The 13,141-nt window shown below is 67.3% G+C and carries 8 protein-coding genes; 5 read left to right on the forward strand and 3 right to left on the reverse strand.

Annotation, left to right across the window (positions count from 1 at the left end; all coding sequences use genetic code 11):
• Window positions 1-185: 185 nt before the first annotated feature.
• The 3 genes from ABLE94_RS24815 to ABLE94_RS24825 are packed head-to-tail and all read right to left on the reverse strand — an operon-like array spanning window position 186 to window position 8,365.
• Window positions 186-1,223: a ChuX/HutX family heme-like substrate-binding protein gene (locus ABLE94_RS24815; protein WP_348802469.1), complete on the reverse strand. Its 1,038-nt coding sequence runs from the start codon at window positions 1,221-1,223 to the stop codon at window positions 186-188.
• Between the two features lie 16 nt (window positions 1,224-1,239).
• A complete protein-coding gene (locus ABLE94_RS24820; protein WP_348802468.1) occupies window positions 1,240-3,054 on the reverse strand; it encodes a sulfite reductase subunit alpha in 1,815 nt (604 codons plus the stop codon).
• Window positions 3,011-8,365, reverse strand: coding sequence for a glutamate synthase-related protein (locus tag ABLE94_RS24825; RefSeq protein WP_348803176.1), 5,355 nt, complete (start codon window positions 8,363-8,365; stop codon window positions 3,011-3,013). The genes ABLE94_RS24820 and ABLE94_RS24825 overlap by 44 nt, the downstream gene beginning before the upstream one ends.
• 387 nt (window positions 8,366-8,752) lie before the next feature.
• On the opposite strand from ABLE94_RS24825, the gene rpmE reads away from it, so the two are divergent.
• The 5 genes from rpmE to glyA all read left to right on the forward strand — a co-directional run bounded on the left by rpmE (window position 8,753) and on the right by glyA (window position 13,114).
• A complete protein-coding gene (gene rpmE, locus ABLE94_RS24830; protein WP_348802467.1) occupies window positions 8,753-8,980 on the forward strand; it encodes a 50S ribosomal protein L31 in 228 nt (75 codons plus the stop codon).
• Between the two features lie 206 nt (window positions 8,981-9,186).
• Window positions 9,187-10,308 (forward strand): peptide chain release factor 1, encoded by a 1,122-nt coding sequence (gene prfA, locus ABLE94_RS24835; RefSeq protein ID WP_425476278.1) that lies wholly within the window; start codon window positions 9,187-9,189, stop codon window positions 10,306-10,308.
• The gene (prmC, locus tag ABLE94_RS24840; RefSeq protein ID WP_425476279.1) at window positions 10,305-11,204 is read left to right on the forward strand and encodes a peptide chain release factor N(5)-glutamine methyltransferase; all 900 of its coding nucleotides are present in this window, start codon (window positions 10,305-10,307) and stop codon (window positions 11,202-11,204) included. Before prfA ends, prmC begins: the two co-directional genes overlap by 4 nt.
• Before the next feature lie 48 nt (window positions 11,205-11,252).
• Window positions 11,253-11,909: an L-threonylcarbamoyladenylate synthase gene (locus ABLE94_RS24845; protein WP_348802462.1), complete on the forward strand. Its 657-nt coding sequence runs from the start codon at window positions 11,253-11,255 to the stop codon at window positions 11,907-11,909.
• Window positions 11,906-13,114, forward strand: coding sequence for a serine hydroxymethyltransferase (glyA, locus tag ABLE94_RS24850; RefSeq protein ID WP_348810181.1), 1,209 nt, complete (start codon window positions 11,906-11,908; stop codon window positions 13,112-13,114). The genes ABLE94_RS24845 and glyA overlap by 4 nt, the downstream gene beginning before the upstream one ends.
• Window positions 13,115-13,141 lie beyond the last annotated feature (27 nt).

A 13,141-nucleotide genomic window follows, 5' to 3' on the forward strand; every position in this document is an offset into this window, starting at 1 on the left:
TCGTCGGCATCCTGCACGGCTGCCTGGTCCGCGGAGTCCCCTACGACCCCGAAATCGCATGGAAAGACCAAACGCCCGAAGCCGCAGCTTGACAACTTAACGCCCTGGGATGTCTCGACCGGCAAGATGACAACGTGACACGTCGGAAGCTTTGCGGCGCTACTTCCCGATCCCAGAGGTGCGGTTCAGGATACGAGGTCGTTGAGCAGGTGATCCCACGCCTCAAATGCCGGGGCCGGGACGGGTCCGGTCTGGGTGAGGATCATGCTGCACCCACCGTGCCGGTCGTACAGTTCGATGGATCCGGTTCGTCCCCAGACGCCCTCGGACCAGGTGATCCAGCATTCGGTGACGAGCCCGAAATTGATCATCGCGCGACAGGAACCGGAAGCGATGACCATCTGACCCCGGTGCTCGCGGGCACCGTCGAGCTGGTCATGGCGCATCTGCAGACATCCCGGTGCTGCGGTGACCATCGTCATCTGCATACCGAGCAGCGCGGCGTGTTCCAGTGCTCCGATCACCCGGCGGTCCTCGACGCGGGTGACGCCGGCGTCAGCGAGCCCGGGCAATTCGGTACGCCGACGTAGCCCGCCGTCGGCCAGAATGGAGTCGAACTGGACGATCTGGTCCGCGTTGGCCGATGCGGGCTCGGGGATCGCCCATGCTTCGTCGAAGGAATCCGGGCCGCCCGCGGCGTGGGTGACCGCCGGATCGGCGCCGGTCAATGCGATCGCCTCGAAGGCGAGCCGGTCGCTGCGCTCGGTCAGATACGTTGCGTGAGAAGTGTTCCCGTTGGCATCGAACAGACGCAGTGTCGGCGGGATGTTGGCGGCGGGCTCGGACACCAGCGCCGATCCGAGGCGCACCGGGTTGAGGCGCAACGTGATCCGCGACGAGTCGCACTTGATCGGTCCGCCCGGTAGGACTGGCGGGACGTGTACTCCGACGTCGTTCATCACCACCGGCCCGGCCACCGTCACCCCGACCACCTGATCGAGGTGGGGCAGCTGCGAGGTGACCACATGCGGTTCGGCATTCAGCAGTGTTCCGCCGAAACCCGGAGTTGCCAAGAGGGTTTCGAGGTCGCTGGTCACCGACTGCCCGGGCGTACACCGGCAGTGCGGGTCACGCCCGCAGGGACGGGGGAGCGCGTCACCGGCTTGGCGGGCGACGCGGCGGGGCACGCCGGCGTTGTTCACATCGTCGGGGTTGGCGGGCATCGTTGCCCTTCCTTTCCTAGTAGACGTCGCGCAGGTAGCGCTTGTCCTTCTTCAGCTGATTGAGGTAGTCGGCGGCACCATTCTCATCGACCCCGCCGTGCTCGGCGATGATCTCGATCAGCGCGGTTTCGACGTCGCGTGCCATCCGGGTGGCGTCACCGCAGATGTAGAGGTGCGCGCCGGAATCGAGCCACGCGAACAGCTCGGCGCCGTTCTCGCGCATGCGGTCCTGCACATACACCTTGTGATCCTGATCGCGCGAGAATGCGAGGTCGACGCGCTCGAGGACACCGTCGGTGACGAACTGTTCGATCTCATCGGCGTAGATGTAGTCATCCGCACGGTGCTGATTGCCGAAGAACAGCCAGTTCGCGCCGCTCGCGCCGCGGTTCTGACGCTCATGCAGGAACGCCCGGAACGGGGCGATTCCGGTGCCCGGCCCGACCATGATGACCCGCACGTCGTCCGCGGGCAGCCGGAATGACTTGTTGGGCGTGATGAACACATCGATCTCGTCGCCCTCGGTTCGGCGATCGGCGAGGTAGGTCGAGCAGACACCGCCACGCATGCGTTCTCCGGAGCGGTAGCGCACCGTGGCCATCGTGATGTGCACGGTGCCGCTGTGAGCTCGCGGACTCGACGAGATCGAGTACACGCGGTGCTGCAGGGGCCGGAGTTCGGCGAGAAGTTCCTCGGCGGTGATCGTCAGGGTGGGATCGACATCGAGCAGATCGAGAACGTCCTTGCCCCACAACCAGGCGTCGAGGGCTTCCTTGTCGCCGGTGGAGGCGAGATGGGTCAGCTCCGCGTCCTGGCTTCGCGATGCGATGTAGTCGACGAGGTACTTCGACGGTGTGGAGATCTCGACGTGCCGCGTCAGCGTCTCACGCAGGGTCCGACTCGACTTGCGGTCGGTGATGACCTCCTCGCCCGTCGCGCCCAGGCGTTCGATCACCTTCTCCACGAGTTCCGGATCGTTGGTGGGCGCGATACTGATGCCGTCACCCGGTTCGTAGTCGATTCCGCTGTCGCCCAACGAGATCACCAGATGGCGTACCTCCTTGTCCGAACCCGGGCCGGACAGGAGTGTATTGGCGATGATCGTGGCGGGGTACGGATTCTTCCGGCCCCACGCGGGCGCTGCCGGTGCCGCGGCACCCGGTGACCCCGCCGACGCGACCGGAGCGACCGGAGCGCCGGATACGGCAGCGCCGGCCTCCTGCGCATCGACCTCGGCCATGGCGGCGACGGCCCGCGTGATCCATTCGGCCGCGCGCTCCTCGTAGTCGACGTCGCAGTCGGCGCGATCGACGACCCGGGTGGCGCCGAGTTCGGCGAGCCGCGTGTCGATGTTCTTGCCCGCCTGGCAGAACCCGTCGTAGATCGAATCACCCAGTGCCAGAACGCCGAAGAACAAACCGTCGAGGCGCGGTGCGTCGGGTGCGGCCAACCCCTGCCAGAAGATCTCGGCATTGTCGGGCATCTCGCCCTCACCGTAGGTGGAGGTGATCACCAGTAGTCGGCGCACCGCGGTCAGATCGCTGATCTCCAACTCGTCGAGGCCGCACAGTTGCGGCACGAACCCCTGACCCTGCGCCTGCTGCTGTAGTTGCTCGGCAAGGTACTCCGCGGTACCGGTCTGGGTCCCGTACACGATCTGCACGCCGATTCCGGTGGTCGCCCCCGCCGCGGGGTCGGCTCCGGGCAGTGCGGTCCCGGCAGCCGTCGACGACATCCCGATCCTGGTGTTCAGGCCGGCGAGAAAGCCTGCGAGCCAGACCTTCTGGTCACCGGTGAAGGGAACGTCGGTGGGAATGTAGGGCAATTGCATGTGAGGAGACCTTCGGTTGGGTGGCAGCGGCGGCGGTGGCGATGGCCTCGGCGACATCGGGGATCGCACGCGCGGCGAACAGTTCGTCGAAGCTCGGCAACCGGGAGGCGCGAGGACCGTCGCCGGTCGTCGCGTCGCGGAGGGCCTCGAGGTTGCGTCGGTCCTGGTACAGGATCCAGCCGTAGGTGGCCGGTGCATCCATCGACGCGACGTTGCGTCGTGCCAAGGCCTGCTTGTAATCGTCGACCCGCTTGGCGGAGATGAGTGCGGCGAGCTGCTCGGACCCGTAGTCGGAGAGGATGTCTCGCGAGTAGCGACCGACCCTGGTGAGCAGGTCGTAGTCCTCGGTGAGGATCAGATTGCGCGCCGAGCGGGCCACCATCTCCTCCGACGACGCCGACTGTGTCGCAGACCTTCCCTTACGCAGCTTCGCGGTGGCGACCTCACGGGCGAGTTCGAAGACGGTGAAGGCGCCGAGCAGCCGGTACATGTCGGCGGTGTCGGTCTGGCCGTATTCGGGAACGGCACCGCCGACGATCGGGCTACCGGAGCGCAGATCGAGCTTCAGTCTCCGCACCTGATCGGCGGCCATCGCGCCGGCGAGCTCGTCGAGGAGGGCGCGCGGGCCCATCGTCGCCACGAGGGTGTCGGCATCCTGATGGGCGACCAGGGCCCGGGGAAGTGCGTAGGAGACGTAGTGGCGTTCGGTCTCCCAGTTCTCCAGCAGTCGGGTCGCCAGGGCCGAACCCGTTGCCTCGGCATGCATCTGGAGCATGGTGAAGGCGGCGTGGTGGTGCATCGGGGCCAGCGGATCGTCGACACCGGTGATCGCGCCGACGATGACGGAGTCGGCGCTGATGCGTTCGGCGAGTTCGCATGCGGGGTCGTACTGGTAGAGGAACCCGCCGCTCATGCCGTTGCCGAGGCCGTTGCCGTAACCGCCGAGATTGAAAACGGCCCCGCCGGTCATGTATTCGCAACCGAATTCGCCGAGACCTTCGACGACGGCGGTCGCGCCGGAGTTGCGCACGGCGAACCGGTCTCCCGCCTCGCCTTCGACGAACAGCCGGCCACCGGTCGCGCCGAAGAGGGCGAAGTTGCCGATCAGGACGTTCCCGCCGACGGCCGGTGACCCGCCGCCGGGGGAGTGCACGACGACGGTTCCACCGCACATCGATTTTCCGACACCGTCGTTGGCGGTGCCGGTGTGCTCCAGGCGCATGCCGTCGTTGCAGAACGCGGCGTAGGACAACCCGGCCGAGCCGGTGGTGGGCACGACGACGGTGTCCTCGTCGAGGAATCGGCGGCCACGATCGTCGACGAGTACCGATGCGATATCGGTGACGTCGGTGATCTCGTGGTTGAGTCGGCGTTCGATGTCGACGGCCAATTGTGCTCCGACACTCCGGTTGCGGTTGTCCAACCGCACCGAGGTGGTGGTGACCGAGGCGCGCGCGTCGTCGATGAGGGCCGCCCACACCTGTGCGCCCAGGGCGTCGTCGACGGCGTAGTCACGTTCGAGGTAGACCGGGTGGGCGACCTCCGGCGCCTCGATGTGGGCCAGCAGCGCCTCGGTGCGCATGTCACCGACGAGCGCGGGATGGTCGATGAGCGCCAGCAGGTCGGTGCGTCCGCGGGCGGCCCGGACGCTCGGCAGGCCGAGGTCGGCGGGGATCTCGCGGACCTCGTGTGCCACGTTGAGCAGGTACTGTGCCATCGCGCGCGGATCGCCGTCGAAGACCTCGGGATTGGTGGTCAGACCGGCCGGGCACTTGATGTTGCAGTTCTTGGCCATCACACAGCCGATCATCATCAGTGCGGCCGTGCCGAATTCGAAGCTGTCGGCACCCAGCAATGCCGAGGTGACGACGTCGCGTCCGGTCTGATGGGCACCGGAGGCACGCAGCACGACCTTCTGACGCAGGCCGTGCGCACTGAGTGCCTGATGCACCTCTGCGAGGCCGATCTCGGCCACCCGGCCCGCGTAGCGAAGGCTGGCCACCGACGCGGCGCCGGTGCCGCCGGTGTTGCCGGCCACGTTGATGACGTCGGCGCCGGCCTTGGCGACGCCGACGGCGATGGTGCCGATGCCCTCGGAGCTCACCAGTTTGACGATGACCCGCACGCGCGCTGCCTTGCAGTCGTGGATGAGTTGGGCGAGGTCCTCGATCGAGTAGGTGTCGTGATGCGGTGGCGGACTGACGAGTTCGACGCCGGGGGTGCCGCCGCGCGCCGCGGCGATCTCGACGGTCACCTTCGGTGCCGGAAGCTGGCCTCCTTCACCGGGTTTGGCACCCTGACCGATCTTGATCTCGAGTTCCTGCAGCATCGGGTCGGCCAGGTATCCCGCCCAGATGCCGAATCGGCCGGAGGCGAACTGTTTGATGCGGGAGGCGCGCAGCGTCCCGTAGCGGGACATGTGTTCGCCGCCCTCGCCGCTGTTGGACAATCCGCCGGCCATGTTGGTGCCGTGGGCGACCGCCTCATGAGCGGGCGCGACGAGGGCGCCGTGACTCATCGCGCCGGAGGCGAAGGTGGCGGTGATCTCGTGGGCCGGCTGGACGTCGGTCAGGGCGATCGGCTCCGAATGCGGTGTCAGGCCCAGGATGTCGCGCAACGCCGACGGTCGACGTGAACGTGTGGTGGCGAGTTCGGCACTGAACGAGCGGTAGGCGTCGGTGATGGTGAACTCGTCGATCTCGGCCGGGGTCAACGCGGCGTAACTGCTGTCGTCGTACACGTGGGAATCCAGGCCGAAGGCGTCGGCGAGGGTCGACAGTGTCAGCAGACGCAGCGAGTCCGCGATGCCCTCCCGTTCGGCTGCGGCCGACGCACCTCGGCCCGAGGCGAAGTGGATCTTCTCGGCGGTCAGTTCGCCGTAACCCCGGACGGCCGCGGTGCCGAAGGAGTGCCCGCCGCCGTCGGCGCGTTCCTTGAACAGGCCGAGCAGTGGGAGGTCGGTGTCGGCGGCCGGAACCGGATCCGTCATCGCGGCGCGATGGGCCGCACCGATCACCTCGACGATCGGTGTCAGACCGACCCCGCCGACCGGTGCCCGCAGGTTGGGGAACCACCGATGCAGGTCCGGGTCTGCGGTGTCGAGGAAGGCCGGTTCGAAGAACTCGCCGCCGATGTAACTCTCCACGGTGCACAGGCCGACCCGGCCCATGGTCTTCATCAACGATTTCTCGGCGGCCTTGCGCCACTTAGCGAATGCGGCTTGATCGCCGCCGGCGCGGCGGTCGACGGTGTGCGGATGTACCGCGGCCGCCCCGAATCCGAGGACCGCGGCGAGGTGGTGAGAGGACTCGATCTGGCCGCTGTCGGCGATCACCGAGACGCGCAGCCGCATGCCGGCGTCGATGAGTCGCTGATTGATGGCCGACACCACGAAGATCATCGGCAGCGCGGACTTGTCGGCGGCGATGTCGCGGTCGGACAGGACGGCGATTCCGCCATGGCGGGAGGCGAACTCGACGATCTGCTCCCCGAGGTGATCGACGGCCGCGACGAGCGCCGCACGATCGGCGGTCGGCTCCCCGGCGGGCCGGTAGGTGGCGTCGAAGACCTGTACCGGGCAATGATGCTGTCGCAGAATCAGTGTCAGCTCATCGTCGGTGAGTACCGGTGTGCGCAGGATGATCTGCCGGCCGGCGGTGTCGTCGGGGTCGGCGTTGATCGCCGGTCGCGCACCGAGGGCGACGCGCAGCGTCATGCCGTCGGCCTCGCGGATGCTGTCCAGGGGTGGATTGGTCACCTGGGCGAATCGCTGCGAAAAGAACCGGGACACATTGGGTTCGATGTTGGTCAGCGGGTTGATCGCGTTGCCGAATCCCATGGCGGATACGCGTTCGGCGCCGTCGGCGAGCATGGGATCGGTGAAGTAGCGGAAGCTCTCCTGATCCAGGTAGTAGGCGCGGTAGCGCTGATGATCGGTCACCGATTCCGAGGACGGAAGGGCGGCCGAGGCGTCTGCCGCGTCGTCGTCTTCGGCCTCGATGGCCCCCAGGTCGATCTTCGCCGCACGCAGAAGTGCTGGATAATCCCGTGCAGCAGCGAGCTTTTCGTAGGCGTCGGTGGTGGTGTAGACGCGATGCTCGCGGTGGTCGTAGTAGATCATCCCGCCGGCCGACACGCGACCGCGGGAGATCACCGTGTCGGGATCGAAATCGACCTGGCCGGCCTCGGAGAAGGCGCACAGATACGTGGCGGTCTCGACGGTGCGTAGCGGGCGTAGTCCCAGGCGGTCGAGGCGGGCGCCGATGACGGTCCCGTCGCCGAAGACGACGGCGGCGGGGCCGTCGTTCTTCTCCTCGTAGAGCGAGAAGTACTCGAACATCGCGCGGACGCGGTCGGACAGCGTCGGATCGTTCTCCCATGCCGGCGGCATCATCGAGACGACCGCGGTCACCAGGTCGATCTGGTCGGTGATCACCCGTGCGGCCACCGTCTGGTCGAGACGGCTGGAGTCGGACTGGCCGGGTGGACGCACGATGGTGCGGCGTGCCGCGGCGGCCGCGGTCACCTGTGCGATGCGGTTCTTCTTGTCGGTGTTGAGTTCACCGTTGTGCGCGAGGAACCGGAACGGCTGGGCCATCGTCGGGTGCGGGTCGGTGTTCGTGGAGAAGCGGGTGTGGAAGAACAGGGTGTGCACCCGGTGGTCCTCGTCGCCGAGGTCGACGAAGTAGTCGATGACCTCCGGGGATGACAGCCGGCCCTTGAGGACCTGGGTGCGTGCCGACAGTGACAGCGGATACAGGCCTTCGAGGGCGGGGGAGGTGAAGCCGATCGCCTCGATGTGCAGGAGTGCCTGTTGGACGAGCCGGTCCAGTTCGGCCGGTTCGGGGCACGGATCGGGCGCGGCGAACACCCATTGGCGGATCGGCAGCTGGAATCCGATGGCGGCCTCACGCAGCACCGAGTTGTCGACGGGGACGTCGCGCACGGTGAGGACGGTGAATCCGCGGTCGGCCATGGTGCGTTCGATCAGCCGGGCCGCCTTGGCGGCGGCCTCGCCCTCGGGCAGGAAGAAGTTGCCCACGCAGAACTGGCCGAGGCGCAGCGTCGGACGGCCGGTGACCTTGCGGAAGAACCGTTGGGACAGGTCGATGGAGACGCCACCGCCGTCGCCGACGCCGAGCGCCGACATCCCGCCGCGGTGCGGTACCGAGCACAGGGCGTCGCGGGCCTTCTCGATGACGCTGTGCTTCTGGACGCCGTCCTTGCGGGTGATGAAGCCCACCCCGCAGCTGCTCTTCTCGTCGCTGGGGTCCCACAGCATCTGCTGCGGACCGTGCCGATCGGCCTGCATTCGTCCCCTCTCATGCCCGGTCCGCGTCGGGACCAGTGGTGCCCGGTGCTCACGCGAACCGGTGGTCGGCGATGTCCGCTGCGACGATGAAGCGAACATCAGGGGAACTATAACTTAGCCAAGGCTTACCAATATAAGTGTGTCCTAAAATGCCTGGTGGTGGGATGGAATGAATGGCGCGCCGGACCTGTTGAGGGCAGTGACGATCAGTACCGATCGCCGACGTCGGGTTCGGTGAGGGCTGCGATATCGCTGGGACGCAGACCGGCGGTTTCGCCGATTTCTTACCGACCGGAGGGCGTGGCATACTGGTCGGTCGAGTCCGGTACCGGTTCACACCGCCGACACGCGGCGGTGACCCGGCGACCATCAGAAAGGGACACCAACATGAAGCAGGGAATCCATCCCGATTACCACGCGACCACCGTCGTGTGCGGCTGCGGCAACACCTTCGATACCCGCAGCACCGCTGCCAACGGTCGCATCAACGTCGAAGTCTGCTCGCAGTGCCACCCGTTCTACACGGGCAAGCAGAAGATCCTCGACACCGGCGGCCGCGTCGCCAAGTTCGAGGCTCGCTACGGCAAGCGCAAGAAGGCCGACGCCGAAAAGTAGACCTCATGACGACGCCCGCCCGGTCCGCACAGGACTGGCCGGGCGTCGTTTGTTTTCGGTGTACCAAGGCGACCAACTGCCCAGGCGAGGCGCCGCCAGTTGCACGTAATACGACTTGCCGCCGAAGGCGGCTCGAACCCAACCAGCACCGTGTTCACGCCGCGCCGCGATGCAGGAGGAAGAACGAGGAGCGCAGCGACGAAGTGATGACGACGAAGAGTGGTGCTTTGGGCGTGAACACAAGCGCTGCCGGAGGCGGCGCAAAAAACACCGCCATTGACGATGTGCTCGCCGAGCATGCGGGGCTCGAGTTGCAGTTGGCGGATCCGTCGTTGCATGACGATCCGGCGACTGCTCGGCGGGTGGGTAAGCGGTTCGCGGAGTTGGCGCCGGTGATGGCGACACATGCGAAGTTGGTGGCGGCTCGTGATGATCTGGCTGCGGCGCGTGAGTTGGCGGCCGATGACGCGACCTTCGCCGAGGAGGTTCCGGCGCTGGAAGAGCTTGTTGCGCAGCTTGATTCGACGTTGACCGATCTGCTGGCGCCGCGTGACCCGCATGACGCCGATGATGTGGTGTTGGAGGTCAAGTCGGGTGCCGGTGGTGAGGAGTCGGCGCTGTTCGCCGCCGACCTGGTCCGGATGTATCTCAAATATTGTGAGCGGCATGGGTGGAAGGCGCAGGTCCTCGGTGTCACCGAGTCCGATCTGGGCGGCTACAAGGAGGCCACCGTGTCCATCAAGTCGCGTGAGGCCACGCGCGATGGGGTGTGGTCGCGGCTGAAGTTCGAGGGCGGCGTGCATCGGGTGCAGCGCGTTCCGGTCACCGAATCGCAGGGCCGCATCCATACCTCGGCCGCGGGTGTGTTGATCTATCCCGAGCCCGACGAGGTGGAGCAGGTGCACATCGACGAGACGGATCTGCGGATCGACGTGTACCGGAGCTCGGGCAAGGGCGGTCAGGGCGTGAACACCACCGATTCGGCGGTGCGCATCACGCATCTGCCCACCGGGATCGTGGTGACGTGTCAGAACGAGCGTTCGCAGTTGCAGAACAAGGCGCGGGCCATGCAGGTGCTTGCGGCTCGGTTGCAGTCCGCGGCCGAGGAGGAGGCCGAGGCCGCGGCGGCGGAGGGGCGGGCCGCGCAGATCCGGACGGTGGATCGTTCGGAACGGATTCGGACGTACAACTTTCCGGAGAATCGGATCACCGATCACCGCATCGGGTACAAGGCGAACAATCTGGACGCCGTGCTCTCCGGTGATATGGATGCGCTGCTGGATGCCTTGGTGGCCGCCGATCGGCAGGCGCGGCTCGAGGCACAGTGACCGGCGTGGGCGCGGACCGTTCGGTGCGCGCCGTGTTGTCGGCGGCGACGGCGACCTTGGCGGCGGCCGGTGTGGATTCGCCCCGTCCGGATGCCGAATGGTTGCTGGCACATGTACTGCGGACCGATCGGGGCAGGTTACTGATCGCCGATGATCTCGATGACGATGCGGCGCAGCGGTTTCGGGATCTGATCGACCGGCGCGCGATGCGGGTGCCGTTGCAGTATCTGACCGGGTCGGCGTCGTTCGGTCCGCTCGATCTCGCCGTCGGACCCGGCGTGTTCATCCCGCGTCCGGAGACCGAGTTGTTGTTCGAGTGGGCGGTGGGTGTGGTCGATGATGTCCGGGCCCCGCTGACCGTCGTCGACCTGTGCAGTGGCAGTGGTGCGTTGGCGATCGCGGCCGCGTCGGCGTTCCCGGCGGCCCGGGTGCACGCCGTCGAACTGTCGCCGGATGCGGCGGACTGGTTGCGTCGCAATGTCTCTGACGCCGACCCTCAGGTGTCGCGACGGATTCGGGTGCATGTGGGCGATGCCACCGACCCGGATGCGGTGTGTGCCGCCGTGGGTGGGCCGGTGGATCTGATCGTGAGCAATCCGCCGTATGTTCCGGTGGATGCCGATGTGCCCGCCGAGGTGCGGGCCGATCCGGCGATGGCGGTGTTCGGCGGCGCCGACGGGTTGTCGGTGATCCGGCCGATGGTCGAGGTCATCGCGCGCGTGCTGCGTCCCGGTGGGCGGGTGGGTGTGGAGCACGACGACTCTCATGCCGCCGGTGTTGTCGGGGCGTTTGCCGCCGCGGGGGTCTTCGACGAGATCACCTCGCATGCCGATCTGGCCGGCCGGCCGCGCTTTGTGACCGCACGGCGCGTCGAGGGATTGCCGGCGTCGGATTGATCGTGGCCGCTCGCCGGATGCCGGTGGTGAGCGTGTAAGGATGAACCGGTGAGTTCTGTATTCGACTGCACCGATCCCGATCAGCGCGCCACCGGCATCCGCGCCGCGGTCGGTGCCGCGAAGTCCGGCCGTCTGATCGTCATGCCGACCGATACCTTGTACGGAATCGGTTGTGACGCATTTGATTCCGAAGCCGTTGCGGCGTTGCTGGCGGCCAAGGGGCGCGGGCGTGACATGCCGGTGCCGGTGCTCGTCGGTTCGTGGCACACCGTCGACGGTCTGGTCCTGGGTGTCAGTGCCCAGACCCGTGCGCTGGTGGAGGCGTTCTGGCCGGGCGGGTTGTCGCTGGTGGTCGAGCAGGCGCCGTCGCTCGCGTGGGATCTCGGTGACACCGACGGCACGGTGATGTTGCGTATGCCGCTGCATCCGATCGCGATCGAGATCCTGCGTGAGGTGGGGCCGATGGCGGTGTCGAGTGCGAATTCCTCCGGTCACCCGCCGGCGACGACGGCCGACGATGCGCGAGCGCAACTCGGCGATTCGGTGTCGGTGTACCTCGACGGTGGGCCGGCGCCCAAGGCGCAGGCGTCGACCATCGTGGACCTGACCGGGCGGGCGCCGCGGATTCTGCGGGAGGGTGCGGTGGCCACGGCCGATGTCGCCGAGGTTCTCGACGTCGATCCCGCGTCCCTGGTGCAGCGATGAGTTCGTCGGCGATCGACGCCGAACTCGGTGATCTGGTCGGACGGGAGTCGCGGCGCCGGGCGCAGACGTTGCAACTGGTGGCGGGGGAGACGATCGCCAGTCCGGCGGTCCGGGAGATCATGGCGTCGTCGTTGGGTGACACCTATGCGGAGGGCTATCCGGGAGCGCGGTATCACGGCGGGTGTTCGGTGGTCGACGAGATCGAGGAGCTCGCGATCGCCCGCGCGAGGGACCTGTTCGGCGCCGACTATGTGAACGTCCAGCCGCTGTCGGGGACCACCGCCGCGTCGGCGGTGTATGCGGCCTTCGCGCAGCCGGGTGATCCGGTGCTCGCGTTGCGTCTCGATCATGGCGGCCACCAGACCCACGGCTCGCGGGCCAACTTCTCCGGCCGCTGGTTCACTCCGATTCAGTACTCGGTGTCGGTGACCGACGAACTCGTCGATTACGACCAGATCCGTGAGCTCGCACTCCTGCACCGCCCCCGGTTGTTGATCGTAGGGTCGCCCGTGTACTCGCGGTTGTTCGACTTCGAGATCCTGCGCACGATCGCCGACGAGGCCGAGTGCATTCTCTGGGTCGATGCCGCGCATCTCGCGGGTCTGGTGGCCGGCGGTGCGGCACCGAGCCCGGTGCCCTACGCCGACGTCGTCACGCTGGTGACGCACAAGGTGCTGCGCGGGCCGCGGGGTGGTGTCATCCTCGGGACGGCCGAGCACGGCGCTGCGCTGGGCAAGGCGGTGTTCCCGTTCACCCAGGGTGCGCCGTCGGTGCACTCGATCGCGGCGAAGGCGGCGACTTTCGCGGAGGCGGCGACGCCGGAGTTCGCCGACCATGTGAGCGCGGTCGTCGCCAATGCGCGTGCGTTGGCGCGGGGTCTGACCGCGCGGGGGTTGCGGATCGTCAGCGGCGGCACGGACACCCATCTGGCGGTGGTCGATGTGTCGTCGCTCGGATTGTCCGGGATCGAGGCGCAGCGACTGTTGCAGGGGGCCGGCATCGTCGTCGACAAGACGGTGTTGCCGTTCGATCAGCGTCCGGTCGCCGAGGGGTCCGCGGTGCGCATCGGTACCCCGATCGCGACGCTCGCCGGGGCCGACGCCGACATGATGGACACGGTCGCCGACTGGTGTGTGCGCGCCCTGCCCGATCCCGGTGAACACGCCCGGATCCGCGCCGACGTCGCCGCGATGCTCGGCGGGTAGCCTGATCGGGTGCCAGATCCCCTCTCC

The sequence above is a fragment of the Gordonia sp. VNK1 genome (assembly GCF_040049135.1).
Taxonomy (GTDB): domain Bacteria; phylum Actinomycetota; class Actinomycetes; order Mycobacteriales; family Mycobacteriaceae; genus Gordonia; species Gordonia oleivorans.